Annotated in this window: 22 protein-coding genes; 14 read left to right on the top strand and 8 right to left on the bottom strand. The window is 73.2% G+C overall.

Annotation, left to right across the window (positions count from 1 at the left end; all coding sequences use genetic code 11):
- Window positions 1-178 precede the first annotated feature (178 nt).
- The 3 genes from ACFY4B_RS03575 to ACFY4B_RS03565 all read left to right on the top strand — a co-directional run bounded on the left by ACFY4B_RS03575 (window position 179) and on the right by ACFY4B_RS03565 (window position 3,262).
- On the top strand, window positions 179-1,510 hold the full coding sequence (locus ACFY4B_RS03575) for a M20/M25/M40 family metallo-hydrolase (RefSeq protein WP_049659731.1): 1,332 nt from the start codon (window positions 179-181) through the stop codon (window positions 1,508-1,510).
- 279 nt (window positions 1,511-1,789) lie between these two features.
- The gene (locus ACFY4B_RS03570) at window positions 1,790-2,032 is read left to right on the top strand and encodes a chaplin (RefSeq protein WP_049659730.1); all 243 of its coding nucleotides are present in this window, start codon (window positions 1,790-1,792) and stop codon (window positions 2,030-2,032) included.
- A gap of 348 nt (window positions 2,033-2,380) precedes the next feature.
- On the top strand, window positions 2,381-3,262 hold the full coding sequence (locus tag ACFY4B_RS03565; RefSeq protein ID WP_387966340.1) for a chaplin: 882 nt from the start codon (window positions 2,381-2,383) through the stop codon (window positions 3,260-3,262).
- 157 nt (window positions 3,263-3,419) lie between these two features.
- On the opposite strand, the gene ACFY4B_RS03560 is transcribed toward ACFY4B_RS03565, so the two are convergent.
- Window positions 3,420-3,629, bottom strand: coding sequence for a DUF5703 family protein (locus ACFY4B_RS03560; RefSeq protein ID WP_037901221.1), 210 nt, complete (start codon window positions 3,627-3,629; stop codon window positions 3,420-3,422).
- A gap of 363 nt (window positions 3,630-3,992) precedes the next feature.
- On the opposite strand from ACFY4B_RS03560, the gene ACFY4B_RS03555 reads away from it, so the two are divergent.
- Window positions 3,993-4,598, top strand: coding sequence for a hypothetical protein (locus tag ACFY4B_RS03555; protein ID WP_049660402.1), 606 nt, complete (start codon window positions 3,993-3,995; stop codon window positions 4,596-4,598).
- 120 nt (window positions 4,599-4,718) lie between these two features.
- Here ACFY4B_RS03555 and ACFY4B_RS03550 read toward each other — a convergent pair whose 3' ends face one another.
- Together ACFY4B_RS03550 and ACFY4B_RS03545 are read right to left on the bottom strand one after the other, a co-directional pair.
- Window positions 4,719-6,911, bottom strand: a complete 2,193-nt coding sequence (locus tag ACFY4B_RS03550) for a helix-hairpin-helix domain-containing protein (RefSeq protein ID WP_387966339.1) — start codon at window positions 6,909-6,911, stop codon at window positions 4,719-4,721.
- 59 nt (window positions 6,912-6,970) lie between these two features.
- Window positions 6,971-7,951 (bottom strand): aldo/keto reductase, encoded by a 981-nt coding sequence (locus ACFY4B_RS03545; protein WP_074002315.1) that lies wholly within the window; start codon window positions 7,949-7,951, stop codon window positions 6,971-6,973.
- A gap of 240 nt (window positions 7,952-8,191) precedes the next feature.
- On the opposite strand from ACFY4B_RS03545, the gene ACFY4B_RS03540 reads away from it, so the two are divergent.
- A complete protein-coding gene (locus ACFY4B_RS03540) occupies window positions 8,192-9,238 on the top strand; it encodes an LLM class F420-dependent oxidoreductase (RefSeq protein WP_117487218.1) in 1,047 nt (348 codons plus the stop codon).
- Window positions 9,239-9,289: 51 nt separating this feature from the next.
- Here the strand turns inward: ACFY4B_RS03540 and ACFY4B_RS03535 are convergent, their stop codons facing one another.
- Complete coding sequence (locus ACFY4B_RS03535; RefSeq protein ID WP_049650995.1) at window positions 9,290-10,270, bottom strand: magnesium and cobalt transport protein CorA; 981 nt, start codon at window positions 10,268-10,270, stop codon at window positions 9,290-9,292.
- A 161-nt stretch (window positions 10,271-10,431) separates the two neighbouring features.
- Between ACFY4B_RS03535 and ACFY4B_RS03530 the strand changes: the two genes are divergently transcribed.
- From ACFY4B_RS03530 to mshC, 6 genes are all read left to right on the top strand, one after another.
- Window positions 10,432-11,124: a histidine phosphatase family protein gene (locus ACFY4B_RS03530; protein WP_049650989.1), complete on the top strand. Its 693-nt coding sequence runs from the start codon at window positions 10,432-10,434 to the stop codon at window positions 11,122-11,124.
- Between the two features lie 197 nt (window positions 11,125-11,321).
- Window positions 11,322-11,891, top strand: coding sequence for a DUF3090 family protein (locus ACFY4B_RS03525; protein ID WP_049650988.1), 570 nt, complete (start codon window positions 11,322-11,324; stop codon window positions 11,889-11,891).
- A gap of 44 nt (window positions 11,892-11,935) precedes the next feature.
- Window positions 11,936-12,733: an SCO1664 family protein gene (locus ACFY4B_RS03520; protein ID WP_387966507.1), complete on the top strand. Its 798-nt coding sequence runs from the start codon at window positions 11,936-11,938 to the stop codon at window positions 12,731-12,733.
- A 180-nt stretch (window positions 12,734-12,913) separates the two neighbouring features.
- Complete coding sequence (locus ACFY4B_RS03515) at window positions 12,914-13,792, top strand: AraC family transcriptional regulator (protein ID WP_049650987.1); 879 nt, start codon at window positions 12,914-12,916, stop codon at window positions 13,790-13,792.
- Window positions 13,793-13,916: 124 nt separating this feature from the next.
- Window positions 13,917-14,753 carry a carbohydrate-binding protein gene (locus ACFY4B_RS03510; protein ID WP_387966338.1) on the top strand — a complete coding sequence of 279 codons (837 nt, stop codon included), beginning with the start codon at window positions 13,917-13,919 and terminating at the stop codon, window positions 14,751-14,753.
- 229 nt (window positions 14,754-14,982) lie between these two features.
- The gene (gene mshC, locus ACFY4B_RS03505) at window positions 14,983-16,212 is read left to right on the top strand and encodes a cysteine--1-D-myo-inosityl 2-amino-2-deoxy-alpha-D-glucopyranoside ligase (protein WP_049650985.1); all 1,230 of its coding nucleotides are present in this window, start codon (window positions 14,983-14,985) and stop codon (window positions 16,210-16,212) included.
- 100 nt (window positions 16,213-16,312) lie between these two features.
- Here the strand turns inward: mshC and ACFY4B_RS03500 are convergent, their stop codons facing one another.
- Together ACFY4B_RS03500 and ACFY4B_RS03495 are read right to left on the bottom strand one after the other, a co-directional pair.
- On the bottom strand, window positions 16,313-17,266 hold the full coding sequence (locus ACFY4B_RS03500) for a PAC2 family protein (RefSeq protein ID WP_049650984.1): 954 nt from the start codon (window positions 17,264-17,266) through the stop codon (window positions 16,313-16,315).
- A 322-nt stretch (window positions 17,267-17,588) separates the two neighbouring features.
- Window positions 17,589-18,683 (bottom strand): hypothetical protein, encoded by a 1,095-nt coding sequence (locus tag ACFY4B_RS03495; RefSeq protein WP_220450037.1) that lies wholly within the window; start codon window positions 18,681-18,683, stop codon window positions 17,589-17,591.
- Window positions 18,684-18,825: 142 nt separating this feature from the next.
- Here ACFY4B_RS03495 and metH point away from each other — a divergent pair, with 142 nt between their 5' ends.
- From metH to ACFY4B_RS03480, 3 genes are all read left to right on the top strand, one after another.
- On the top strand, window positions 18,826-22,338 hold the full coding sequence (gene metH / locus ACFY4B_RS03490) for a methionine synthase (protein ID WP_387966337.1): 3,513 nt from the start codon (window positions 18,826-18,828) through the stop codon (window positions 22,336-22,338).
- Between the two features lie 139 nt (window positions 22,339-22,477).
- On the top strand, window positions 22,478-23,182 hold the full coding sequence (locus tag ACFY4B_RS03485; RefSeq protein WP_049650982.1) for an HAD family phosphatase: 705 nt from the start codon (window positions 22,478-22,480) through the stop codon (window positions 23,180-23,182).
- 221 nt (window positions 23,183-23,403) lie between these two features.
- Window positions 23,404-25,008 carry an ABC transporter substrate-binding protein gene (locus ACFY4B_RS03480; RefSeq protein ID WP_158077697.1) on the top strand — a complete coding sequence of 535 codons (1,605 nt, stop codon included), beginning with the start codon at window positions 23,404-23,406 and terminating at the stop codon, window positions 25,006-25,008.
- Window positions 25,009-25,105: 97 nt separating this feature from the next.
- Here the strand turns inward: ACFY4B_RS03480 and ACFY4B_RS03475 are convergent, their stop codons facing one another.
- Together ACFY4B_RS03475 and ACFY4B_RS03470 are read right to left on the bottom strand one after the other, a co-directional pair.
- Complete coding sequence (locus ACFY4B_RS03475) at window positions 25,106-25,777, bottom strand: response regulator transcription factor (protein ID WP_049650980.1); 672 nt, start codon at window positions 25,775-25,777, stop codon at window positions 25,106-25,108.
- Complete coding sequence (locus ACFY4B_RS03470; protein ID WP_049650979.1) at window positions 25,778-26,677, bottom strand: RecB family exonuclease; 900 nt, start codon at window positions 26,675-26,677, stop codon at window positions 25,778-25,780.
- Between the last annotated feature and the right edge of the window lie 133 nt (window positions 26,678-26,810).

Raw genomic sequence — 26,810 nt, 5'->3', positions numbered from 1 at the left:
CGGGGGCAAGGGGCGGCGTGTGGCGGGGGCGTGACCAGCGGGTTTCGGGAACGTGCGGGGGCTGGATCGGGATCGGGGGCTGGGGGAGGATGGGCGGACGTGCTCGTACGGCCCGGGTGCAGGTCCTGGGGGTGGCGCGCTGGTGCGTCGGTGCGGGCCCAAGACGCGAGGAGTGACCGTGAGCGAGCGGAGCGAGTCGGCGGCGCCGAAGGTGACGGCTGAGTCGGAGGTCGCCGAGATCTGTCGCGATCTGATCCGGATCGACACCAGCAACTACGGGGACGGATCCGGCCCGGGGGAGCGGAAGGCGGCCGAGTACGTGGCCGAGCAGCTCGCCGAGTTCGGGCTGGAGCCGAAGATCTTCGAGTCGGCCAAGGGGCGGGCCTCGACCGTGGTCCGGATCGAGGGCGAGGACCGCTCCCGTCCGGGTCTGCTGATCCACGGCCACACCGACGTGGTGCCGGCCAACGCGGCGGACTGGACCCACGACCCGTTCGGCGGTGAGATCGCGGACGGCTGCGTCTGGGGGCGCGGCGCGGTGGACATGAAGGACATGGACGCGATGACCCTGGCGGTCATCCGCGACCGGCTGCGCACCGGGCGCAAGCCCCCGCGCGACATCGTGCTGGCCTTCCTCGCCGACGAGGAGGCCGGCGGCACCTACGGGGCGCGCTTCCTGGTGGACAAGCACCCGGGGCTGTTCGAGGGTGTGACCGAGGCGATCGGCGAGGTCGGCGGCTTCTCCTTCACGGTCAACGACCAGGTCCGCCTCTACCTGGTGGAGACGGCCGAGAAGGGCATGCACTGGATGCGCCTGACGGTCGAGGGCCGGGCCGGCCACGGCTCGATGGAGAACGACGACAACGCGATCACCGAGCTGTGCGAGGCGGTGGCCCGGCTCGGCCGGCACCAGTTCCCGCTGCGGATCACCAAGACCGTCCGGGCCTTCCTGGACGAGCTGTCGGACGCGCTCGGGGTCGAGCTGGACCCGGAGAACATGGACGAGACGCTGCGCGTGCTCGGCGGCATCGCCAAGATGATCGGCACCACGCTGCGGAACACCGCCCAGCCGACCATGCTCGGCGCCGGCTACAAGGTCAACGTGATCCCCGGTCAGGCCACCGCGCACGTGGACGGCCGCTTCCTGCCCGGCTACGAGGAGGAGTTCCTGGCCGAGCTGGACAGCGTGCTCGGCCCGCGCGTGAAGCGCGAGAGCCTGCACTCGGACAAGGCGATCGAGACCGGCTTCGACGGGGCCCTGGTCGAGGCGATGCAGACCGCGCTGCGGGCCGAGGACCCGATCGCCCGCGCGGTGCCGTACTGCCTGTCGGGCGGGACGGACGCCAAGTCCTTCCAGGACCTGGGCATCCGCTGCTTCGGCTTCGCGCCGCTCCAGCTGCCGCCGGAGCTGGACTTCGCCGGGATGTTCCACGGCGTGGACGAGCGGGTGCCGGTGGACGGGCTGAAGTTCGGCGCCCGGGTGCTGGACCGTTTCATCGACGCCTGCTGAGCCGTTCCGCGCGGCGGTGCCCGCGCTGATCAGGTGACTGGGTCGGCCCGCTCCCGGAGTTCCGGGGGCGGGCCGACCGCATTGTCCGAGCTGATGATTGTGGGACAGGAAGAAAGAGATCGACAGAAGCGATTCTGCTCGGAATTCCAGGCCGATCATGTGTGCGAGATCTCACCGTTGCGGGTGAATGGGAGATCCACTCCGTACCCCGTTTGCCGCAGCGTCGTTCATCCCTGTGCAGCCCGCCGAACGGGTTGCGTTGTCCATACAGGAGGAATGATGAAGGTCAAGAAGATCGCCGCTGTCGCCGCCGCCACCGGTGGCCTGGTGCTCGCCGCCGCCGGTGTCGCGTCCGCTCAGGGCGGCGCCGCCGCCGAGGGTGTGGCCGCCGGTTCCCCGGGTGTCGTCTCGGGCAACCAGATCCAGGTTCCGGTGCACATCCCGGTCAACTTCTGCGGCAACACCGTGAGCGTCGTGGGCGTGCTGAACCCGGCGTTCGCCAACCACTGCGCCAACTTCTGAGTCGACCTCCGGGCCGTCGGGGCCTGTTGAGCCGACTCACGCGAGCCCCCGGGCGGCGGACGCGCCGCGCCGGGGGCGTTCGCGTCCGCGCCGGGGGCGTTCGCGTCCGCGCCGGGATACCGGATACACGGGATCCGACACGATCACTCGATCGAGTGAAGCGGGGTTTCGTTGCTCAACCTCCCCGTTGGCCTCTCGTTAACCCGTGTGCAGCCGAAGCCCTTGCGTGATTTACGGATATACGGAAATTCCGACTTTTTTGCAAGGTTCATGCCAAGGTCGACACGTCGTCTCGAAATGTCAGGGGAAAACATGAGGAAAGTAGCCAAGAAGGGGATCCTCACGGCCGTGGCCACCGGCAGTGTGCTGGCCTCGACCGCCGGCTACGCCTACGCGGGGGGCGCCGACGCGCAGGGGGTGGCCACCGGTTCACCCGGTGTCGTCTCGGGCAACTCGGTCCAGGTGCCGATCGAGGTGCCGATCAATGCCTGCGGCAACACGATCGATGTGATCGGCTTGCTGAACCCGTCCTTCGGCAACCGCTGTGCCAACGTCGGCGGCGGCGGCCATCAGGCGTCCAAGCCCGTCCATGGCGGCCAGTCCGGCGCCACCGGCGCCGGCCGTACCGACAGCTCCAGTGCCAGTGGGAGCCAGGGTGCCACGGCTCCGGCCAGCACCCTTCCGGCCAGTACTCTGCCGGCCAGTACCCTCCCGGCGAGTGCCGTCCCGGACGCCGCGGGTCCGGCCACCAAGGTTCCGGGTGCCGATGGCACGGGTGTCGACGTCCCGGGTGCCGGCGCCTCCGGTGTCGCCGCCAACTCGGCGGGCGTGCTCTCGGGCAACAGCGTCCAGGCGCCGGTGGACGTTCCGGTCAACGCCTGCGGCAACTCGGTGAACGTGGCCGGCGTCGGCAACCCGGCCTTCGGCAACGACTGCGCCAATGTGGAGAAGGTCGAGAAGGTCACCCCGACGCCGCCGGCCGAGGGCTGCGTGGAGACCTGCCCGACCCCGCCGCAGACCTCCTCCGAGGAGGTGACGAGCGTCGCGCGCACCGGCGTGGCTCCGGCCACCTCCGCGTCCGCCGCCGTGGCGCCCGCCGCCAAGCCGGCGCCGTCCGCCCAGCTGGCCACCACCGGTGCCGGCAACGTCGAGCTGCTCGGGGCCGCCGGCCTCGCGATGCTGCTCGGCGGCGGCGTGCTCTACCGCCGGGCCCGGGCCGGCGCCCGCTGACACGGCGGGCGGGGAACCAGGGCGCGCGCTGAACGGGACCGGTGCGCGCCCGCCCCCGGGCGTACCTGAGGAACGACGCATCCGCGGCCGCCGAGCGAACGGGCGGCCGCGGACGCGTGAGGGCTCGCTGCCGCCCGGGGCCGCGGTGCCCCGCCCGTCACCAGTTCCGGACCTGCCGGATGATCCGCCGCTTCAGCCGGACCGTCCGGCTGCCGTCGGGGAACAACCGCAGCCGGTCGAGCTCCCAGTGCCCGTACTCGGCGTGCTCGGTGAGCAGTTGGCGCGCCGCGTTGCGCGTGGTGCCGCGCGGCATGCGCAGGGACTGGTACTCGTACTCCGGCTGCCGGACCGGCTTCCGTGGGGTCAAAACGCTCCTCCTGGGGATCACCTTCAGGCAAGCCTACGGCCTGCCCCGGACAGTCGGCCCGGGTATTTCCGGCCGTCCTCCCGTGCGCGGGCGACGGTCGGAACGGGTGCGGCCCCGGCCGCCGACTGACAGTGCATCAGTCCTGTTGCCACTGTGGAGGGGATACCCCGATCCCGGCGCGCGAAGCGGCAGCCGGACGGCCTCGGCGGGCCCGGCGTGCGCCCTCCGCGCCCGCTTCGCGCCGGTGGCGCGTGGGGACGAAGCGGGACGGATCGGACATCAGGGGGGAAGTTGCGGTGAAATCGCGGGTGTAGGTGACAACCGCTGTGCGTGGCGACACCGCGGGGAGATAGCGTCTGCACCATGTCTGATGCCGCGCAGCCCACCATTGCCGAGGTACGCGCCGCCGCTGAGGCGGTCAAGGCCGCCATCGACCGTCATCTGGAAGCGGTGTCAAGCCCCAACGCAGCCGATGATCCCGCCGTCACCGCCGCCTACGAGCAGCTCGCGACGGCGGCCATCGCCTACGACCAGCTCCTGTACGAGGCCTACGACGAGGTCACGCCCTTCGAGATCCCCGGGGACGAGGGCCCCGGCGGGTACCACGGCCCCGAACAGCCCGAGGCGATCAGCGTGTTGATCCGCCGTGACTACCACGTCGTCGACCCCGAGCGGCTGCGTGCCCAGGCCGAGCGGCTGGACGAGTCGCTGACCCCGGGCGGCGCCGGCGCGGGCGGGGTGAACGCCGCGATCGGCGTGCTGTTCGGCGAGTACGAGCCCGACGAGATCGCCGCCCGCAGTGAGGAGTTCGGCCTGGAGGAGGCCGACTCGACGCTCTGGGTCGCGGCCACCGAGCCGACCGAGCCGGGCGAGTGGCTGCCCGAGCCCTTCGAGCACGCCGACCCGCAGCTGCTGATCTGCCGGTTCGACGTGAGCGAGGTCTACGACGACGAGGACCCGGACGACTGACGCGGACAGGACGACCGACGCCGTGCAGGACGGCCGACGGGCGGGCCCGGGAACACCGGGGCCCGCCCGTCGTGCGTTCCGGCCGGCGGCCCGTCGGAGCGGGGCCGGCCGGAACGCCGGTCAGTACGCCGAGGCGGCGTTCTCGGCGAGGACCGCCCGCAGCCGGGTGGTGCGCGACTGCGCCTGGCGCTCGGCGACGGCCTGGACGAGCGCCGGGCCCGCCGCGTGCACCACGGACAGGTGCCGCTCGCCGCGGCCGAAGGCGGTGTAGACCCACTGCCGGGTGAGCGCCTGGGCGGCGTCCTCCGGGACCACCACGACCGCGCCCGGCCAGCGCCGGCCGACCGCCTGGTGGACGGTCAGTGCCCAGCCGTGCCGCAGCCGGGCGGCCTCGGCCGGCGGGACGGTCCGGTGCGAGCCGTCCGCGTACTCCAGGTGCAGACCGGTGGCGTCGCCGTCCAGCACCCGGGCCGGGCGGGTGACGCCGGGGGTGGGGGAGTCGACTACCCGGTCGCCCGGGTCGAAGCCGCCGAACCGGCCGGGGCCGGGGTTGAGCCGGGCCTTGGCGGCGGCGTTCAGCGCGCGGGTGCCGGCCGGGCCGCCGTGGCCCGGGGTGAGCAGCACCACCTGCTCGGCCGGGATGCCCAGCGCGCGCGGGATGGAGTCGGTGAGCAGCTGGACGGCGCGGTGGACGGCCTCGCCGGCGTCCTTGGCGGTCAGGATGACCACCTCCTTGTCCGGCGCCTCGACGGGCTGGAGCTCGCCGATGCCGACACCGGAGACCAGCTCGCCGATCGGGCCGAAGTCCGGGGTGCGGGAGGCGACCGCCGGGCAGGCCTTGGCGGCCAGCAGGTCGGCGAAGACCCGCCCGGGGCCGGCCGACCAGAGCTGCCCCGGGTCCCCGCTGAGCACCAGTCGGGTGCCGTCGGCCAGCGACTCCAGGACGACGGCGGCCAGGTCGACGTCCAGCAGCGGGGCGTCCAGCACGACCAGCAGGTCCAGGGCGAGCGTGCCGTCCGGGGCGCGGCCGGGGCCGGCGGCGCCGGAGAGCAGCTCGGCGAGGGTGACCACGGGGGCCCCGGCGCCCGCCTCGGCGAGTGCGGCGAGGGAGTCCCGCCCCTGGTCCGTCCAGGTGGCGGCCCAGGCCCGCAGCCCGAGGCCGCGGGCGGCGGCGACCAGCGCGGCCGGCTCGGCGCGGGCCGCCTCGCCGCCGGTGTGCAGCACCAGGGCGTGCTCGGCGACGGCCTTGATCAGGGCGGTCGCGGAGGAGGACGAGGCGGCCTCGGCGGCGGCCGCCCAGGCGGCCGGGCCGGGGGCGGCGGGGGGCTGCTGGGCGGAGCCCTCGGCGGCCTCCGCCCCGGCCTCCGCGTCCTCGGAATCGGCGGCCTCCCCGGGCTGCTCGGCGTCCTCGCCCGGCACGAAGGTGGCCATCAGCTGGAGCAGCTTCTCGGCGAGGCTGTCCTCGGCCATCGCCAGCCCGGCCAGGGCGAGCAGCGTCCGGGTCGGCGCCTCGTCCTCCTCGTCGCCCCCCGCCGCGTGCGCCTCGGGGCCAGCCAGCTCCTCCTGGAAGGAGAGCACCCGCCCGTCCTCGACGGCGGCCTGGATCGCGGTGGCCGGCTCGGGCATCCGGAGCCGGTCGAGCCCGACCGCCACCTCGGCCAGCTCCAGGGCGGAGTGCCCGCGCAGCGCCGCCTGCTCCAGCAGCCACGGCACCAGCGCCCGGGCGCGGCGCTCGTCGCCCGGGCCGGCGCCGGCGCCGAGCAGCTCCCGGGCGAAGCCGTCCGCGTGCTCGGGCCGGACGCCGGGCAGGCCCAGCACCGCCCACGGGTCCTCGCGCAGCCGTGCGGGCGCCTCCTCGCCGAGTGCGGCCACGGCGGCGGCCGCCAGGTCGGCCGGGGCGCCGCCGGCGGTCAGCACCTCGACGGTGGCGCGGAGCACCTCCTCGCGCTGCCGGTCGGACACCACCGGGGCGGGGGCGGCCGGGGCGGGGACCCGGGCTGGAGCGGGGGCGGCCGGGACCGGGGAGGCCGGAACGGGGGCGGCCGGGACCGGGGCCGCAGCGGCCGGCTCCGGCTCGCCGGGCTCCGACCCTCCGGGCTCCGGGGCCTCCTCCGTCGGATCCTCCTCAGCCGGGGCTTCCGCCATCGAGGCCTCCGCCCGGGCGGCACCCGCCCGTGCGGCACGGTCCGCGGCGTCCTCCGGCTGCATGCCGCGGATCCGCTGGGCCAGCTCCGCGAACTTCGCGGCCTTCGCCTCCGGGGTCAGCTTGGCCCCGGCGGTCACCTCCGGAGCGCCGTTCCCCGTGTCAGTCATCGTCGTCCGCTCCAAAGGTCACTCCACTGCAGGTTCTGCTCGACGACCCGGGCCGGTGGTCACAGCTCCGTCCACCCCTGGTCCGGGTAGTGGTGCACCGGCGACGAGATGTCGTCCAGCGCACCACGGATCTCATCCGGAAGCGTAAGCGCCTCCACCGACAGCGCCGACTGCAGCTGGGCCACCGTCCGGGCTCCGACCAGGGCGCTCGCCACCCCGGGCCGGTCCCGGACCCAGGCCAGCGCGACGGCCAGCGGGGTGCTGGCGAGTCCGTCGGCGGCGGTGGCGAGGGCGTCCACGATCCGCCGCGAGCGCTCCCCGAGGTACGGCTGGACGAATCCGGACAGGTACGGCGAGGCGCCGCGCGAGTCCTGCGGGACGCCGTGCCGGTACTTGCCGGTGAGCACCCCGCGCCCGAGCGGCGAGCCGGCCAGCACCCCGACCCCGGCGTCCAGCGCGGCGGGCAGCGCCTCCCGCTCGATGCCGCGCTGGAGCAGCGAGTACTCCAGCTGCGCCCCGGCCAGCGGCACCCGCCCGTGGTGGGCGTGCTGCCAGGCGGCGGACTTGGCGAGCTGCCAGCCGCTGAAGTCGCAGACCCCGACGTAGCGGGCGCGCCCGGAGGAGACGGCGATATCGAGGGCGCTGAGCGTCTCCTCGACCGGGGTCACCGGGTCGAAGGAGTGCACCTGCCACAGGTCGACGTAGTCGGTGCCGAGCCGGCGCAGCGAGGCGTCCAGGGCGGCGAGCAGGTGGCCGCGCGAGCCGTCGAAGCGGCGGGCGGACTCGGGGACGCTGCCGGCCTTGGTGGCGATGACGAGTTCGGAGCGGGGGACCAGGCTGTCGGTGAGCCGGGAGATCAGGTACTCGGCGCCGCCGTCCGCGTACACGTCGGCGGTGTCGACCAGGTTGCCGCCGGCGTCGACGAACTCCTTGAGCTGCTCGGCGGCCTCCTGCTCGTCGGTGTCGCGGCCCCAGGTCATGGTGCCGAGGCCGAGTCGGGAGACCTGGAGGCCGGTACGGCCGAGGTGACGCTTTTCCATCGGACGGGCCTTCCACTGGCCGGTGGCCCCGGGAGCCCCGGCGGCCCTGTGAACGCGCAGGTGGGGAGAGCGCTCCCCACGTCGGCTGAGCGTAGCGGCCGGTGCGCGGAGAGAGGTGCAGACCCGCAGAACGATCAACAGCACCGGTGTGACCGGATCCACCCCTACCCGTCAGTAGCGTGTTCGGTGCGGGCACGGTTACCCTCGCGACCAACCCCAACCCACTGGAAGGTGCGGCAGATGCGACTCGGGATCAACCTCGGCTACTGGGGACTCGGCATGGACGCCGACAACATCGCCGTGGCCCAGGAGGCGGACCGCCTCGGCTACTCCGTCTGCTGGGCGGCGGAGGCGTACGGCTCGGACGCCGCGACGGTGCTCAGCTTCGTCGCCGCGAAGACCGAGCGGATCGACGTCGGCTCGGCCATCTTCCAGATCCCGGCGCGCACCCCGGCGATGACCGCGATGACCGCCGCGACCCTGGACACCCTGTCCGGCGGCCGGTTCCGGCTCGGCCTCGGCGTCTCCGGCCCGCAGGTGTCCGAGGGCTGGTACGGGGTGAAGTTCGACAAGCCGCTCGCCCGCACCCGCGAGTACGTGGAGATCATCCGCAAGGCGATGTCCCGCGAGCGCCTGGTGCACGAGGGCGAGCACTGGACGCTCCCGCTGCCCGGCGGCCCCGGCAAGCCGATCAAGCTCACCGTGCACCCGGTGCGCGAACACATCCCGCTGTACATCGCCGCGATCGGGCCCAGGAACCTGGAGCTGACCGGCGAGATCGCCGACGGCTGGCTCGGCATCTTCTTCTCGCCCGAGCACGCCGCGCTCTCCCTCGACCCGCTGACGGCCGGCCGCGCCAAGGCCGGGAGGACGCTGGAGGGCTTCGACCTCTGCCCGACCGTGAACCTCGCGGTCGGCGAGGACATCAAGGCCGGTGTCGACGCCCTGCGCTCGTACGCCGCGCTCTACATCGGCGGCATGGGCAGCAAGGAGAAGAACTTCTACAACCAGCTCGCCCGGCGGATGGGCTACGAGCAGGCCGCCGACGAGGTCCAGGAGAAGTACCTCGCCCGGGACCACGCGGGCGCCGCGGCCGCCGTCCCGCACGACCTGATCGACGCCACCTCGCTGATCGGCGACACCGCCCGGATCGCCGACCGGATGCAGGCCTACGCCGAGGCGGGCGTCACCACGCTCACCCTGGCCCCGGCCGGGTTCACCCTGGACGAGCGGATCCTGGCGCTGCGCACCGGTGTCGAGGCGCTGGAGCGCGCCGGACTGGCCTGACCGGGGCCGGGTGTCCGAGCGGCCCGACCGCCTGCGGTCCGACCACCGGAGCTACAGCCAGTCGTGCCGCTTGAACACCCGGTGCAGCACCAGGCAGACCACCGTCATCAGCACCAGCACCGCCGGGTACCCCCAGATCTGGTGCAGCTCCGGCATGTGCTCGAAGTTCATCCCGTAGATGCCCGCGATCATGGTCGGTACGGCGGCCAGCGCCGCCCAGGCCGAGATCTTCCGCATGTCGTTGTTCTGCTGGACGCTGACCTGCGCCAGGTTGGCGTTCAGGATGTCGGACAGCAGCCGGTCCATGCCGTCCACCTGGTCGTTCACCCGGGCCACGTGGTCGGCGACGTCCCGCAGGTAGGGCGCGGCCTCGGGGCGGACGAAGCGGGCGCCGCGCTCCAGGGCCAGCATCGGCTCCAGCAGCGGGCCGGTGGCCCGGCGCACGGACATCACCTGGCGCTTGTAGCCGTAGATCCGTCCGGCGGTGTCGCGGTCGACCCGGGAGGGGGAGAAGATGTCCGCCTCCAGTTCGTCCAGGTCGGTCTGGAGCCCCGCGGCCACGTCCATGTAGCCGTCGACGATCGTGTCGCAGACCGAGTGCAGCACCGAGCTGGGCCCGTACCGCAGCTGTTCGGGGTCCTGCTCCAGGGCGGCCCGCAGTCCGCCGAGCGGGCTGTCCTCGCCGTGCCGGACGGTCATCACGAAGTCCGGGCCGAGGAAGACCATCACCTCGCCGACCGTGACGACGTGCCCGCCGGGGTGGTAGCCGAGGGTCTTCAGCGCGACGAACAGCGAGCCCTTGTACGCCTCCACCTTGGGGCGCTGGTGGGCGCTGACGGCGTCCTCGACGGCCAGCGGGTGCAGCGCGAACTCCTGGCCGACGCGGTCGAGTTCCTCGGCGGTGGGCTCGAACAGGCCTATCCAGACGAAGCCGTCCGGACCGGCCGCGCGGGCGGCGGCGAGTGCGCCGGCCAGGTCCTCGGGGGCCTCGATGCGGCGGCCGTCGTGGTAGGCGGCGCAGTGGACGATCATGCGGGCCATTGTCACCCGAGCGGGGCCGCCCGGCACGGATCCGGGGGATTCCGGTCCACCGGCCCCCGGCGGCCGGGGCGGTGGCGGACCCGGCCGCCGCGGGCCGGACGGGCGGGAAATCCGGTCTCCACGGCCGGGCCCGGAGGCCGTAGGCTGACCCCATGCCCACCCTGCTGCTCGTCCGTCACGGCCGCTCCACCGCGAACACCGCCGGAATCCTGGCCGGTTGGACCCCCGGCGTGGACCTCGACGACACCGGCCGGGACCAGGCCGCCGCGCTGGCCGGCCGACTGGCCGGCATCCCGCTGGTGCGGGCGGTCAGCAGCCCGCTGGAGCGCTGCCGGCAGACGCTGGAGCCGCTGCTGGCGGTCCGGCCCGAGCTCGGGCCGCCGGCCGAGGACGAGCGGCTGGGGGAGTGCCACTACGGCGAGTGGACCGGCCGTCCGCTGGCCGAGCTGGCCAAGGAGCCGCTCTGGCGCACCGTGCAGGACCACGCCGCCGGGGCCGCCTTCCCCGGCGGGGAGTCGCTGCGCGAGCTGAGCCACCGCACGGTGGACGCGGTGCGCGAGTGGAACCGGAGGATCGCGGACGAGCACGGCGAGGACGCGGTCTGGATCGCCTGCTCGCACGGGGACGTGATCAAGGCCGTGGTGGCCGACGCGCTCGGGCTGCACCTGGACCACTTCCAGCGGATCAGCGTCGAGCCCTGTTCGGTCACCGCCATCCGCTACACCCCGCAGCGGCCCTTCGTCTTGCGGATGGGCGACACCGGCGACCTCGCCTCGCTCGCCCCCCGGCCCGGCCCGGCGGCGGCCACCCCGGCCGGCGACGCGGTGGTCGGCGGCACCGTCTAGGCCGCGCCGCCGACGGGCCGTCCGGGGAGGCGCCGTCCGCGGCGGCACCGTTCGCTTCCCCGGGTGCCACCCCGCCCGCGGCCGTCGGCTCGGCTCCCCGGCCGGAGCCCGAAGGTCGTAGGGTGACTAGCGAGTCCATCCGGCCGCGGCCCGCCCCCGGCGGAACCGCGCCGACCGACACGATCCGGAGCGAGAGCGTGCCCCGTCAGGTCTTCTTCTACGACCAGCCCGAACGGTTCGTGGCCGGCACCGTCGGCCAGCCCGGCGCCCGGGCGTTCTACCTTCAGGCCAGCGCCCGGGGCCGGATCACCAGCGTGCTGCTGGAGAAGACCCAGGTCGCGGCGCTCGCCGAGCGCATCGAGGAGGTCCTGGACGAGGCGCTGCGGCGCAGCGGCGGCGACACGTCCATCCCGGCCGCCGCCCCGAACGACCTGCTCGACACCGCGCCGCTGGACCTCCCGCTGGAGCAGGAGTTCCGGGTCGGCACCATGGCCCTGGCCTGGGACAGCGTGGACGCCTGCCTGGTGGTCGAGGCGCAGGCGCTGGTCGAGGAGGAAGAGGAGGAGGACGCCGCCGAGGCGGCCTTCACCGACGACGAGAACGGCCCGGACATGCTGCGGGTGCGGCTGTCCGGCGCGATGGCCCGGGTCTTCGCCAAGCGCGCGCTGGACCTGGTCGCGGCCGGCCGCAAGCCCTGCCCGTTCTGCAACCTGCCGCTCGACCCGGAGGGCCACCTGTGCCCGCGCGCGAACGGCTACCGGCGCTGAACACCGACACCCCGCCGCAGGCCGACCCGTCGGCCGCCGCCGCGCTGGCCGCCGACGTGCCCACCGCCCTCGCGCTGCTGCGCCAGGGCGGGCTGACGGTGCACGGGCGGCTCACCGACGCCTCCAACGCCGCGCTGTACTGCACGGTGGCGCACGGCTCGCTGAGCGCGCAGGCCGTCTACAAGCCGGTGGCCGGGGAGCGCCCGCTGTGGGACTTCCCGGACGGCACGCTGGCCGGCCGCGAGGTCGCCGCGTACGAGCTGTCCGCCGCGACCGGCTGGGCGCTGGTCCCGCCGACCGTGCTGCGCGACGGCCCGCACGGGCCCGGCATGCTGCAGCTGTGGGTCGAGCCGGACCCGACGGCCGAGCCGCTGCTCGCGCTCCAGGACCCGCGCGGCCCGGAGGCGGGCTGGCTTCCGATCGTCCGGGCCGAGGTCGAGGGCGGGCGGACGGCCCTGCTGGTGCACCACGACGACCGGCGGCTGCGCCGGCTCGCCGTCCTGGACGCGGTGCTCAACAACGCCGACCGCAAGGGCGGCCACCTGATCCCGGCCGCCGACGGCCGGGTGTACGGCATCGACCACGGCGTCACCTTCAACACCGAGGACAAGCTGCGCACCCTGCTCTGGGGCTGGGCCGGCGACCCGCTGCCCGCCGAGGCGCTGGAGGTGCTGGCCCGGCTGGCCGAACAGCTGGACGGCGAGCTCGCCGAGCGCCTCGCCCCGCACCTGACGGCGGCCGAACTGGACGCCACCCGGGCCCGGGTGGCCGCGCTGCGCGGCTCCGGCCGGCACCCGCTGCCGCCCGAGGACTGGCCCGCGATCCCCTGGCCGCCGGTCTAGGGCGGGGCTTCGGCGGGTCCGAACCGGTGCCCGAACCGGTGTCCCGGAGCGCCGGTGGTCCGGACCGCTCGTCGAAAACGGCGGCAGATGGTCTGGACCTGTCCCCGGAACAGGTCGCACACTGCTCCGATGGATGTGCGACGGACGACCCCCACCCCCCGAACCACGCCGGACCTGCCGTTGCACCGGTTACAGGTCCCGCTGCCCCAGCTGCTCCCCTTCGCCATCGGCAGTTTCGACGCGATCGGCCCGCTCTCCCGGGCCGGCTTCCCCCACCGGCACTCGTTCTACGAGATCGTCCACGTCACCGGCGGCCACGGCGCCCACGTCCTGGACCTCGTCCACCGGCCGCTGGCGCCACCGCAGTTGTGCGTGATCACGCCCGGCCAGGTGCACTACTGGGCGGACGCCGAGGAGCTGGTCGGCCGGGTCGTCCTGTTCAACGAGGACTTCCTGCTCGGCCACCCCCAGGACCTCGCCGCCCTGCGGGCGCTGGCCACCCGCCCGGCCCTCGCGCTCGGCGACCAGGCCGACGCGGTCGCCGCGCTGCTCGCCGACATGGAGTACGAGTACCGGACCAGGGGGCCCGGCTACCAGGGCGTGCTGCGGGCCAGCCTGCACATCCTGATCGTCCGGGCGCTGCGCGCCTGCGCCCCGGCCGACCGCCCGTCGGTGCCCGGCCGCCCGGCCGAAGTGGCCGCCGCCTTCACCCGGTTGATCGCCCGGCCGGGCGGGGTGCGGCACTCGGTGGCCTCCACCGCGCAGGAACTCGGCGTCTCCCCGGGGCACTTGCAGACCCTGGTGAAGCAGGCCACCGGCCGGACGCCCGGCGGTCTGATCCGCCGCCAGCAGACCCTGGAGGCCAAACGGCTGCTCGCCTGCACGGACTTGACGATCCGTCAGGTCGCCAAGGAGGCGGGCTTCGTCGACCCGGCGTACTTCTGCCGGTTCTTCCGCCGGGAGACCGGGATGACCCCGGGGGAGTTCCGGTCCAGGGTCGACGGAAATCACCACGATCCCCGGATCATGTCCATCGCGGTCGCACCGGACGGCCCGTAACTTTGCTGGTGGCCACCGGTGGCCGGTCCGGCGCGCACGGACGGGCGGCCGGTCCGGCCCTTGTCATGCCCCCACCATGGCAAGGGCCGCCCCCACCCCCCGCCTCACGATAAGGAGACGGCGCATGCCCACGCCCGACGGCATGATCAGCCGCAAGACCGTCCTCAAGGCCGCCGCCGCGCTCGGGGCCGCCCCGCTGCTCGTCGGCGGCGGGGTCGCACTGGCCCGGGACCAGATCGGCTCCGGCGAGCCGCTCGCCCTCACCCCCGAGTGCCACGACGGCGACGCCCCCACCATCGAGCAGACCGAGGGCCCGTACTTCAAGCCCAACTCCCCGCTGCGCAGCTCGATGGTCAACGACGGCCCCGGCACCCGCCTGGTCGTCAGCGGCTACGTCTTCGGCCGGGCCTGCCGGCCCATCTCCGGCGTGCTGCTGGACTTCTGGCAGGCCGACGACGGCGGCAACTACGACAACAGCGGATACACCTTCCGCGGCCACCAGTTCACCGACGCCAACGGCGCCTACAAGCTGGACACCATCGTGCCCGGCCTCTACCCGGGCCGCACCCGGCACATCCACGTGAAGCTCCAGGCCCCCGGCCGCTCGATCGTCACCACCCAGCTGTACTTCCCGGGCGAGCCGCGCAACAACACGGACACCATCTACGACGCCCGGCTGCTGATGAACGTCCGGCAGAACGGGTCGACCCGCGAGGGCAGCTACGACTTCGTGCTGAACGTGGCGCAGACCCCGGGCACGCCGAGCCCCACGCCCACCCCGACCTCCACCTCCACCGGTGGCCCGACCACGCCGCCCGGCGGCAGCTGGGCCGCGGGCACCTCGTACAACGCGGGCGACCGCGTGACCTACTCCGGCGTCTCCTACACCTGCCTCCAGGCGCACACCGCCATGGCCGGCTGGGAGCCGCCGAACGTGCCGGCCCTCTGGCAGCGGTCGTAGCGGCTCCGGCCGCTCCACCCGAGGAGCCGGGCGCCCGGTCGGCGGCAGGGCCGACCGGGCGCTCACCCATGCCCGGAGCCGGGTGCGGGGGGCGTACACCACGCGTTCCGACAGCGCCGGATCCGTGCAATACCAGTCGGGAAACTGTCGGGCAACGGTAGGAAACGAATCCAGTCGATCTTTCGTACTGGTTAGGCTTTCAAATGTTCGCAAGGTTAAAGTTGTTTCCATGCATGCCTGGCCCGCCTCCGAGGTTCCCGCCCTGCCTGGTCAGGGGCTCCCCCTCCGTATCCACGACACCGCAGCGGGCACAGTCCGGGAGGTCGTGCCGCAGGACGGCACCGCCCGGATCTACGTCTGCGGCATCACGCCCTACGACGCGACCCACATGGGCCACGCCGCCACCTACAACGCGTTCGACCTGGTGCAGCGCGTCTGGCGGGACGCCGGTCACGACGTCCTGTACATCCAGAACGTCACCGACGTCGACGACCCGCTGCTCGCCCGCGCGGTCGAGACCGGCCAGGACTGGACCGCCCTCGCCGAGCGCGAGACGGCCCTGTTCCGCGAGGACATGACCGCGCTGCGGATGCTCCCGCCGGCCCACTACATCGGCGCCGTCGAGTCGATCCCGTGGATCGTCCCGATCGTGCAGAAGCTGCTGGCCTCCGGCGCCGCCTACCACGTCGACGGCGACATCTACTTCTCGGTCGACGCCGACCCGCGCTTCGGCGAGGTCTCCGGCCTCACCCGCGAGGCCATGCGCCCGGTCTTCGCCGAGCGCGGCGGCGACCCTGACCGCCCCGGCAAGCGCAACCCGCTGGACGCCCTGCTCTGGCTGGCCGCCCGCCCGGGCGAGCCCGCCTGGGACACCGAGCTCGGCCACGGCCGCCCCGGCTGGCACATCGAGTGCGTCGCCATCGCCCTCCGGTACCTCGGGATGTCCTTCGACATCCAGGGCGGCGGCAGCGACCTCTCCTTCCCGCACCACGAGATGGGCGCCGCGCACGCCCAGGTCGCCACCGGCGCCCACCCGTACGCCCAGGCGTACGTGCACGCCGGCATGGTCGCCCTGGACGGGCACAAGATGTCCAAGTCCCGCGGCAACCTGGTCTTCGTCTCGGCGCTGCGCCGCGAGGGCGTCGACCCGGCGGCGATCCGCCTGGCGCTGCTCTCGCACCACTACCGGGCCGACTGGGAGTGGACCAAGAGCACCCTGGACGAGGCCGTCGAGCGCCTCGCCCGCTGGCGCGCCGCGGTCTCCCGCCCGGACGGCCCCTCGGCCGAGCAGCTGCTCGCCGAGGTGCGCGAGGCGCTCGCGAACGACCTGGACGCGCCCGCCGCGCTGGCCGCGGTCGACCGCTGGGCGGACCGGCAGGAGACCGAGGGCGGCACCGACATCGGCGCTCCCGGCCTGGTGACCCGCACCGTGGACGCCCTGCTCGGCGTCGCGCTGTGACCCGGGTGCGGTAGCCCCGGCGCCGGGGCCACCGCACCACACGCCGAAGGGGCGTCAGGACCACGCGGTCCCGACGCCCCTTCGGCGTGTGCGGTACGGGCTACTCGTCCTCGGCGCCGTCCTGGCTCTCCCGGGCGCCGCCCGGCGCCTCCGGATCGGCCGGCCGCTCCGCCGTGGCGTGCCCGGCCACCGGCTTCTCGCCGGTCGGCCCGACGTTCTCCCGGCGGCGCAGGTAGCGCTCGAACTCGCGGGCGATGGCGTCGCCGGAGGCCTCCGGCAGCTCCGCGGTGTCCTGCGCCTCCTCCAGCTGCTGGACGTACTCGGCCACCTCGCTGTCCTCGGCGGCCAGCTGGTCCACGCCGAGCTGCCAGGCCCGGGCGTCCTCGGCGAGCTCGCCCGGCGGGATGCGCAGGTCCAGCAGGTCCTCGAGCTTGTTGACCAGGGCCAGGGTGGCCTTCGGGTTCGGCGGCTGCGAGACGTAGTGCGGCACCGCGGCCCACAGCGTCACGGCCGGCACCCCGGCGTGGGTGCAGGCCTCCTGGAGCACCCCGACGATGCCGGTGGGCCCCTCGTAGCGGCTCTCCTCCAGGTCCAGCCGACGGGCCAGGTCCGGGTCGGAGGTGACCCCGCTGACGGGCACCGGGCGGCTGTGCGGGGTGTCCCCGAGCAGGGCGCCCAGGATCACCACCAGTTCGACGCCCAGCTCGTGGGCGAAGCCCAGCAGCTCGTTGCAGAACGAGCGCCAGCGCATGCTCGGCTCGATGCCGCGGACCAGCACGACGTCCCTGGTCGTCGGCTCCGTCACCCGGATCACCGAGAGCCGGGTGGTCGGCCAGGTGATCCGGCGGATGCCGCCGTCCAGCCAGACCGTGGGCCGGTTGACCTGGAAGTCGTAGTAGTCCTCCGCGTCCAGTGCGGCGAACACCTTGCCGTTCCAGGTCTCGTCGAGGTGTGCCAGAGCCGCGGAGGCGGCGTCGCCCGCGTCGTTCCAGCCCTCGAAGGCGCAGACCATCACCGGGTCGATCAACTCGGGAACATCTTCCAGCTCGATCACCCAGCGTCTCCCTCCGGTCGGCGGTCGGACCTGCGCCGCCCCGGCTGGCCTGCCGGGGCGCCGACGGGCCGGCTGCCGACTGTCGAACCTCTCGTCTCCCATGGAACGCCTCGCTCCATGGTCCCTACCTGCCCAGCCTACGGGCTTTGATGCGCACCGCGGCCGGGCACCGGGACAGTCTGGGGGAGCGGACCGCCGGGATCCACCGGATATCGGCGGCGCCGGAGCTGACGGTCCGTCAGGCGTTCACCAGGGGCGGAGCGTGTTCGACCGGCGACGCGCTGTGCCCGCCGCCGCCCGGCGCACGGGCCCGCCGGGCGCGCTACTCCGGGTCCACCCAGCCGTCGCGGTACGCCGTCCAGTGCTCGGGCAGCGCGGCGAAGTCCACGTACAGCGCGACGCCGAAGCCGGCCCGCCGCCGGTCCTCCCGGCCCAGGCCCAGCCGGACGCCCCGGACGGCGGCCCGGACGGTCTCGGCGTCGCCCCAGTGCCCCCACTTGTCGTCCCAGAAGAACGGCAGGCCCATCAGCAGGTCCACGTCGGCCGGGGTGGCCCGCAGGGCGAGTTCGGTCTGCCGGGCGACGTAGCCGCCGTACAGCGGCTCGGTGGGCATCGAGGTGTCGTAGCTCATCACCGCGATCTGGTCGACCCGGCGGGCGGTCTCGGTGAAGTACGCCTGGTCCCACCACTTGCCGTGGTCGGTGAGCAGGATCCCGGCCGTGTGCAGGCCGGGGACCGGGTCGATCTGCGGGGCCGCCACCGACAGTTTGGCGCCGCGCCCCGCGGTGACCGGGCGGACCTGGTCGAGCAGGGCCAGCCAGCCCGCCGAACCGGGGCGGATCGGCTCCATGTCGAAGTGCACCCCGTCGAAGCCGAGGTCCAGCACCTGGCGGGCGGAGGCGGTGACCCGGTCCCGGGTCGGGCCGTCCTCCAGGTCCAGGGCGTCCTTCTCCGGCTTGACCTCGTCGCCCAGCCAGCCCTGCAGCCGTACGCCGGGCAGCTCCCGGTGCACGGTGTCGGTGAACCAGCGGCCCCGGGGGTGGACGGCGGGCGGCAGCGAGCCGTCGTGCTCCAGCGGGCCGGTGTGCACGTAGAGGTCCCGGATGCCGGTGCCGGCCAGTAGCCGGCCGAGCGCGGCCACGTCGGCCTCGGTCCTGCGGCCGTCCACCCAGGCGTGGCCGAGCCAGAGCGCGTCCCGGCCCCGGGTGCGGGCGTCGGCGGCGGGCTCGCCGGTGTAGTGCAGCCGGAACAGTACGAACACCGAGCCCAGCGCGGCGGCCGGCACGGCCGCCACCAGCACCAGGGCCAGCAGTGACCGGCGCCACCACGACCACGCCCGCCAGCGGTCGCGCAGCACGCGGAACGGGGCCGTCAGGGCCCGACCGGCTCGCTGCGCGGAGGTCCCGAATCGGGCCACGCGCTTGCTCCCCCCTTGCGGTCGAACGCTCAGGATACGGAATGGAACGGCGGGCCGACCCGTGGGCCGGATACCCTGGCCACGTGCGGGCCCGAGCAAGCGGGTCCGCAAAGCCGACAGCCGTCGCACCAGGGAGAAGCCCATGGCCACAGCAGCCACCCCGTCCATCACTCAGCAGAACCGTGCGAACGCGCTGCGTGAAGCGCTCGCCACCCGGGTGGTGGTCGCCGACGGTGCCATGGGCACCATGCTCCAGGCGCAGGACCCGACGCTGGAGGACTTCCAGAACCTCGAAGGCTGCAACGAGGTCCTCAACACCACCCGCCCGGACATCGTCCGGTCCGTCCACGAGGCCTACTTCGGGGTCGGCGTGGACTGCGTGGAGACCAACACCTTCGGCGCCAACTTCAGCGCCCTCGGCGAGTACGAGATCGCCGAGCGGATCTTCGAGCTGTCCGAGTCCGGCGCCCGGATCGCCCGCGAGGCGGCCGACGCCCACGCCGCCGCCGACGGCCGCACCCGCTGGGTGCTCGGCTCGATCGGCCCCGGCACCAAGCTGCCGACGCTCGGCCACGCCCCGTACGAGACGCTGCGCGACGGGTTCCAGCAGAACGCGGCCGGCCTGATCGCCGGCGGCGCCGACGCGCTGCTGGTCGAGACCAGCCAGGACCTGCTGCAGACCAAGGCCGCCATCCTGGGCTCCAAGCGGGCCCTGGCCGAGGCCGGCCTGGACCTGCCGGTGCTGGTGCAGGTGACGGTGGAGACCACCGGCACCATGCTGCTCGGCTCGGAGATCGGCGCCGCGCTCACCGCGCTGGAGCCGCTGGGCGTCGACTACATCGGCCTCAACTGCGCCACCGGCCCGGCCGAGATGAGCGAGCACCTGCGCTACCTGGCCAAGAACGCCCGGATCGGCCTGTCCTGCATGCCGAACGCGGGCCTGCCGGTGCTCGGCAAGGACGGCGCCCACTACCCGCTCTCCCCGGCCGAACTGGCCGACGCCCACGACGTGTTCACCCGCGAGTACGGCCTCTCGCTGGTCGGCGGCTGCTGCGGCACCACCCCCGAGCACCTGCGCCAGGTGGTCGAGCGGGTCCAGGGCCGCCCGATCGCCCCGCGCGACCCCCGCCCCGAGCCCTCGGCGGCCTCGCTGTACCAGGCCGTGCCGTTCCGCCAGGACACCTCGTACCTGGCGATCGGCGAGCGCACCAACGCCAACGGCTCGAAGAAGTTCCGCGAGTCGATGCTGGCCGGCGACTGGCAGGCCTGCGTGGAGATCGCCCGCGACCAGATCCGGGACGGCTCCCACCTGCTGGACCTCTGCGTGGACTACGTCGGCCGCGACGGCGTCGCCGACATGAAGGAGATCGCCGGCCGGCTGGCCACCGCCTCCACCCTGCCGATCGTGCTGGACTCCACCGAGCCGCAGGTGCTGCGGGCCGGCCTGGAGGCGCTCGGCGGCCGCGCGGTGCTCAACTCGGTCAACTACGAGGACGGCAACGCCCCGGACTCGCGCTTCGGCCGGATCGCCTCGCTGGCCCGCGAGCACGGCGCCGGCCTGATCGCGCTGACCATCGACGAGGAGGGCCAGGCCCGCACCGCCGACAAGAAGGTCGAGATCGCCGAGCGGCTGATCGCCGAGCTCACCGCCGACTACGGCGTCGACGAGGGCTCGATCCTGGTCGACTGCCTCACCTTCACCCTGGCCACCGGCCAGGAGGAGTCCCGCCGGGACGGCATCGAGACCATCGAGGCGATCCGCGAGCTCAAGCGCCGCCGCCCGGCCGTGCAGACCACGCTGGGCCTGTCCAACATCTCCTTCGGCCTCAACCCGGCCGCCCGGGTGGTGCTGAACTCGGTCTTCCTGCACGAGTGCGTGGAGGCCGGCCTGGACTCGGCGATCGTGCACGCCTCCAAGATCCTGCCGATCTCCCGGATCCCCGAGGACCAGCGCGAGGCCGCCCTCGACCTGGTCTACGACCGCCGCCGGGACGGCTACGACCCGCTGCAGCACCTGCTGGAGCTGTTCGACGGCGTCTCCTCGGCCTCGGTCAAGGCGTCCAAGGCGGAGGAGCTGGCCGCGCTGCCGCTGGACGAGCGCCTCCAGCGCCGGATCATCGACGGCGAGCGCAAGGGCCTGGAGGCCGACCTGGACGAGGCGCTGGCCGGTCGGCCCGCGCTGGAGATCATCAACGACACCCTGCTGTCCGGCATGAAGGTGGTCGGCGAGCTCTTCGGCTCCGGCCAGATGCAGCTGCCGTTCGTGCTCCAGTCCGCCGAGGTGATGAAGACCGCGGTGGCCCACCTGGAGCCGCACATGGAGAAGTCCGACAGCGAGGGCAAGGGCACCATCGTGCTGGCCACCGTCAAGGGCGACGTCCACGACATCGGCAAGAACCTGGTCGACATCATCCTGTCCAACAACGGCTACAACGTGGTCAACCTGGGCATCAAGCAGCCGGTCTCGGCGATCCTGGACGCCGCGCAGGAGCACAACGCGGACGTCATCGGGATGTCCGGCCTGCTGGTGAAGTCCACCGTGATCATGAAGGAGAACCTGGAGGAGCTGAACCAGCGCAAGCTGGCCGCGAGCTTCCCGGTGATCCTCGGCGGCGCCGCGCTCACCCGGGCCTACGTCGAGCAGGACCTGCACGAGATCTACGAGGGCGAGGTCCGCTACGCCCGGGACGCCTTCGAGGGCCTGCGGCTGATGGACGCGCTGATCGCGGTCAAGCGCGGCGTGCCCGGCGCGGCCCTGCCGGAGCTCAAGCAGCGCCGGCACGCCCGGGTCGAGGTGGAGGAGCCGGAGCCCGAGGTCAACCTCGGCCAGATCCGCTCCGACGTCGCCGTCGACAACGCCGTGCCCGTCCCGCCGTTCTGGGGCGACCGGATCGTCAAGGGCATCCCGTTCGCGGACTACGCCTCCTGGCTGGACGAGGACGCGCTGTTCAAGGGCCAGTGGGGCCTGAAGGCCTCCCGGGCCGGCGACGGGCCGTCCTACGAGGAGCTGGTGGAGACCGAGGGCCGGCCGCGGCTGCGGGCCTGGCTGGACCGCCTGCAGACCGAGGGCTGGCTGGAGGCCGCCGTGGTCTACGGCTACTACCCGGCCAACTCCAAGGGCGACGACCTGATCGTCTTCCACGAGGACGGCACCGAGCGGACCCGCTTCACCTTCCCGCGCCAGCGGCGCGGGCGCCGGCTCTGCCTGGCCGACTTCTTCCGCCCGGAGGAGTCCGGGGTGCGGGACGTGGTGGGCCTCCAGGTGGTCACCATGGGCAACCGGATCTCCGAGGCGGCCAACGAGCTGTTCGCCGAGAACTCCTACCGGGACTACCTGGAGCTGCACGGCCTCTCGGTGCAGCTGGCCGAGGCGCTGGCCGAGTTCTGGCACGCGCGGGTCCGCTACGAGCTGGGCTTCTCCGGCGAGGACCCGCAGGACGTCAAGGACATGTTCGCGCTCAAGTACCGCGGCGCCCGCTTCTCGCTCGGCTACGGGGCCTGCCCCGAGCTGGAGGACCGGGCCAAGATCGCCGAGCTGCTGAAGCCGGAGCGGATCGGCGTGGTGCTCTCCGAGGAGTTCCAGCTCCACCCGGAGCAGTCCACCGACGCGATCGTGATCCACCACCCGGAGGCGAAGTACTTCAACGCCCGGTAACCCCCGGTTCCCGCCGCATTCGCTCTTTCCGGACGAAGCGGGCGTATCCTTGATGATCCTGAACGGGCCGGTCCGCTCACCTGCGGGCCGGCCCGTGCCTTCCCCGGGGCCGCCCGGGCCTGCCGGAAGGACCCCCGCCATGACCACCAGCCCCACTGCCACGCGCATCCTCGACCACGGGGACGACCGCGGGCTCCAGGCGGTGCTGCTGGACATGGACGGGACGCTGGTGGACACCGAGGACTTCTGGTGGCAGGCCGAGGCCTCGCTCTTCGCCGAGCTGGGCCACGAGCTGGACGAGGCGGACCGCGCCCACGTGGTCGGCGGTCCGATGGCCAGGGTGATGGAGTACCTGGTCGCCCGGACCGGGGCGGACATCGCGCCGGCGGACCTCGGCGTGCTGGTCAACCAGCGCTTCGTCGACCTGCTGGCGGGCGGCGTGCCGCTCATGCCGGGCGCCGAGCGGCTGCTCAACACCCTTGCCGCGCACGGCATCCCGGCCGCCCTGGTGTCCGCCTCGCACCGGCACGTGATCGACATCGTGCTGCGCTCGCTGGGCGCCCACCACTTCGCCTTCAGCATCGGCGGGGACGAGGTGCCGCGCACCAAGCCGTTCCCGGACCCGTACCTGGAGGCGGCCCGGCGGCTGGGCGCGGAGCCGGCCCGCTGCGTGGTGGTCGAGGACACCCCGACCGGGGTGCGGGCGGGCGAGGCGGCCGGCTGCCCGGTGATCGCGGTGCCCTCGGTGGCGCCGGTCGAGCCGGCTCCGGGGCGGCTGGTGGTGTCCTCGCTGGAGCAGGTCGACCTCGACCTGCTGCGCTCCCTGGTCGCCTCGCGGGTGTGATTGTCGTCTCATTGCGAGACGGCTCTACTCGCCGGTACGAGGCCCGGCGAGCCCCCGGACCGGCGCTGCCGGGGGAGAAAACGGTCATTGGCTGACAACTCGTCGGGCGCGTGGTGATGCCCTCAACGACCGTGTCCCAAACGTCATCTGCACGGGTACCGGTCGTGCGTGTTCGATATGGCACGCTACTCCAGTTCGTGCCACCCAGAAGGACGCGCCTCGTGAAGACTTCAGCTGAACGCCTGGCAGTACTCGGTTGCGCCGGCCTGGTCGCCGTGTCGGTGGCGGGCTGCGGATCGGTGACCGACGTGGTCAAGGGGGACAGCGGCAAGTCCATCACCATGGGCACCAGCCAGCTGACCGGTGTCCTGGACCCGGCCGCCGCCTACGACTCCGGCTCCTGGCTGCTGCTGCGCAACACCTTCCAGTCGCTGCTCACCTTCCAGGCCGCCGCCAGTGCGCCCTCCCCGGACGCCGCGCAGTCCTGCGAGTTCACCAGCGCCGAGGCCACCGAGTACCACTGCACCCTGAAGCCCGGTCTGAAGTTCTCCAACGGGCACCCGATGACGGCCCAGGACGTGGTCTTCTCGATCGAGCGCACCAAGAAGATCAACGACCAGAACGGCCCGGTCGAACTGCTGGACTCGATCAAGTCCGTCGAGGCCAAGGGCGACAACGAGGTGCTCTTCCACCTCTCCGCGCCCGACGCCACCCTGCCGGCCAAGCTGGCGAGCCCGGCCGGCGCCATCGTGGACCACCAGGTCTACCCCGCCGACAAGGTCGTCCCCAACGACAAGCTGATCGGCTCCGGCCCGTACCGCATCGACTCGGTCGAGAACCTGAACGGCGGCAAGCAGCTGGGCAAGGTCGTGCTGTCGGCCAACGACAAGTACGGCGGCGAGGCCAAGCTCCGGAACAGCAAGTTCACCGTGCGGTACTTCGACAAGGCCGAGGACCTGAAGACCGCGCTGGACAAGAGCGAGATCGACCTCACCGACAACAGCCTGGAGCCGAACACCGCCGCCCAGGTCCGCTCCGACCAGCAGGGCGGCAAGGCCGACCTCCAGGTGACCGAGGGCGACAGCAACGACACCCGTTCGCTGGTCCTCAACACCAAGGACCCGCTGATGAGCAACGTCGCGGTCCGCCAGGCCGTCGCCCAGATGATGGACCGCAAGGCGCTGGCCCGCGACGTCTTCGCCCGCACCGTCCAGGCGCTCTACTCCATGGTCCCGGCCGGCCTGCCCGGCCACACCACGGCCTTCTTCGACCGCTACGGCGACCAGGACGTGAACAAGGCCAAGAAGATCCTGGCCGACGCCAAGGTCCAGACCCCGGTCAAGTTCACGCTGACCTGGTCCCGTTCGCGGGCCGGCAGCAACGAGGCCGAGACGCTGAAGAAGCAGCTGGAGACCGGCGGCCTGTTCCAGGTGACGCTCGCCCAGGAGCCGGACTGGGACTCGTACCGCAAGGGCTGGGCCGAGAGCAAGTACCAGGCGTACATCATCGGTTGGTTCGCCGACTACCCGGACCCGGACAACTACCTCGCCCCGCTGCTGATCAACGGCGGTGCGTACCACCACGGTTGGGACGACCCGCGGATCAGCGGCCGGCTGGTGCCGGAGGGCCTCAAGCAGACCGACCGCAGCGCCGCGGCCGGCACCTACGCGCAGATACAGCAGATCGAGGCCGAGAACGTGCCGCTGATCCCGCTGTACCAGAACAAGTCCTTCTTCGCGGCCCGCTCGTACGTCACCGGCGTCGAGTCCACCGTCGACACCACCGGCTACTTCCGTTTCTGGGAGATCAGCCGGACCAACAAGTAGCGCCCGCAGGACGGCGGCCCGCCCGCTTCCCCGTCGGTACGGGGGAGCAGGCGGGCCGCCGTGACGTTTCTGCCGCCCTGGGGCCGCTAGCGGCCCGCTACAGGGCGCCCGGGCGCACCAGCCCGCTCTCGTAGGCGTACACCGCCGCCTGCACCCGGTCGCGCAGCTGGAGCTTGGTCAGCACATGGCCCACGTGGGTCTTCACGGTGGTCTCGCTGACGAACAGCTCGGCCGCGATCTCCGCGTTCGACAGCCCGCGCGCCACCAGCTTCAGCACCTCCAGCTCACGCTCGGTCAGCGCGCCCAGCGCCTGCGGCGGCGCCTCGTCGCCCGAGGGCAGCTTGGTGGCGTACATGTCCAGCAGCCGGCGGGTGATGCTCGGCGCCAGCATCGCCGCGCCGTCCGCGACCACCCGGATCGCCTGCACCAGCTCCTCGGCCGGGACGTCCTTCAGCAGGAAGCCGCTGGCGCCCGCGCGCAGCGCCTCCACCACGTACTCGTCCAGGTCGAAGGTGGTCAGCACCAGCACCTTGGCCGGGCCGTCGCGCCCCGGGCCGGCGATCCGGCGGGTCGCCTCGACGCCGTCCATCCTGGGCATCCGGATGTCCATCAGCACCACGTCGGGCTGCAGCGCCCGCACCTGGTCCAGCGCCTGCTGGCCGTCGCCGGCCTCGCCGACCACCACCAGGTCGGACTCGGCCTCCAGAATCATCCGGAAACCGGTGCGCAGCAGCGGCTGGTCGTCGACCAGCAGCACTCGGATCGTCACCTAGGACTCCTTGCTCATCGGATCCCCCGTGGGATCGCTTTCATCCGACGTACGGGCCAGCGGCAGCGGGTACGGCGGCGGGGTGCCGCCGAACTCCGGGCAGCTGGCCTGGTGGTCGCACCAGTCGCAGAGGCGGTTGCGGGTCGCCGGGAAGTCCCCGGTGGCCACCGCGTGGCCGATCCGCTCCCACAGCGCCCGGAGCTTGCGCTCCACCGCGAGCAGGTCCGCCTCGTCCGGGTCGTAGCTGACCACGTCCCCGCCCCCGCCGAGGTAGACCAGCTGGAGGCGCTTGGGGAGCACGCCCTTCCAGCGCCACACCACCAGGGCGTAGAACTTCATCTGGAACATCGCCTTGCCCTCGAAGTCCCGCGAGGGCGCCCGGCCGGTCTTGTAGTCCACCAGCCGGACCTCGCCGGTCGGGGCGACGTCCACCCGGTCGATGTAGCCGCGCAGCAGCAGCCCCGAGTCCAGGGCCGTCTCCACGTACAGCTCCCGCTCCACCGGGTGCAGCCGGGTCGGGTCCTCCAGCCGGAACCACTGGCCGACCAGCTTCTCGGCGTCCGCCAGCCAGCGGGTGAGCGCCGCACCGTCCGGGTCGTCCGGGAACAGCGAGCCCAGCTCCGGGCGCTCGCCCAGCAGCCGCTCCCACTGCGGGCGCAGCAGGCCCAGCGCCCGGTCCGGGGTCCGCTCGGCCGCCGGGCTGTCGAACAGCCGCTCCAGCACCGCGTGCACCAGCGTGCCCCGGGTCGCCGCCGAGCTCGGCGGCTCGGGCAGCCGGTCGATCACCCGCAGCCGGTACAGCAGGGGACAGGTGAGGAAGTCCCCCGCTCGGGACGGGGAGAGCCCGGTCGGGGGTGCCGCCGGGCGCCCGGCGGCACTGCTGGTCTGGGTGTGCTGCATGGCTACGACCCTATTGCCCTTTGCTGTCATCCCGCTGCCACGGTGCTGCCACAGCCGCCGGTGAGTGGGTATGAAGGCAGAAGGAGGGCCGCGCAGCGCCGGGGGGCCGCGATCACGTAGCGTGGGCGCACCG

It is taken from the genome of Kitasatospora sp. NPDC001261, from assembly GCF_042896795.1.
Lineage (GTDB): Bacteria > Actinomycetota > Actinomycetes > Streptomycetales > Streptomycetaceae > Kitasatospora.
The sequence above is the reverse complement of the archived record's forward strand: the minus strand, read 5'-3'. Positions and strand labels throughout refer to the sequence as shown.

What these genes read in the sequence shown, in the direction of transcription:
- ACFY4B_RS03570 (WP_049659730.1), top strand. Translation starts at nt 1,790, where the DNA reads ATGAAGGTCAAGAAGATCGCCGCTGTCGCCGCCGCCACCGGTGGCCTG.
- ACFY4B_RS03555 (WP_049660402.1), top strand. Translation starts at nt 3,993, where the DNA reads ATGTCTGATGCCGCGCAGCCCACCATTGCCGAGGTACGCGCCGCCGCT.
- ACFY4B_RS03550 (WP_387966339.1), bottom strand. Translation starts at nt 6,911, where the DNA reads ATGACTGACACGGGGAACGGCGCTCCGGAGGTGACCGCCGGGGCCAAG.
- ACFY4B_RS03545 (WP_074002315.1), bottom strand. Translation starts at nt 7,951, where the DNA reads ATGGAAAAGCGTCACCTCGGCCGTACCGGCCTCCAGGTCTCCCGACTC.
- ACFY4B_RS03540 (WP_117487218.1), top strand. Translation starts at nt 8,192, where the DNA reads ATGCGACTCGGGATCAACCTCGGCTACTGGGGACTCGGCATGGACGCC.
- ACFY4B_RS03535 (WP_049650995.1), bottom strand. Translation starts at nt 10,270, where the DNA reads ATGATCGTCCACTGCGCCGCCTACCACGACGGCCGCCGCATCGAGGCC.
- ACFY4B_RS03530 (WP_049650989.1), top strand. Translation starts at nt 10,432, where the DNA reads ATGCCCACCCTGCTGCTCGTCCGTCACGGCCGCTCCACCGCGAACACC.
- ACFY4B_RS03510 (WP_387966338.1), top strand. Translation starts at nt 13,917, where the DNA reads ATGCCCACGCCCGACGGCATGATCAGCCGCAAGACCGTCCTCAAGGCC.
- mshC (WP_049650985.1), top strand. Translation starts at nt 14,983, where the DNA reads ATGCATGCCTGGCCCGCCTCCGAGGTTCCCGCCCTGCCTGGTCAGGGG.
- metH (WP_387966337.1), top strand. Translation starts at nt 18,826, where the DNA reads ATGGCCACAGCAGCCACCCCGTCCATCACTCAGCAGAACCGTGCGAAC.
- ACFY4B_RS03485 (WP_049650982.1), top strand. Translation starts at nt 22,478, where the DNA reads ATGACCACCAGCCCCACTGCCACGCGCATCCTCGACCACGGGGACGAC.
- ACFY4B_RS03470 (WP_049650979.1), bottom strand. Translation starts at nt 26,677, where the DNA reads ATGCAGCACACCCAGACCAGCAGTGCCGCCGGGCGCCCGGCGGCACCC.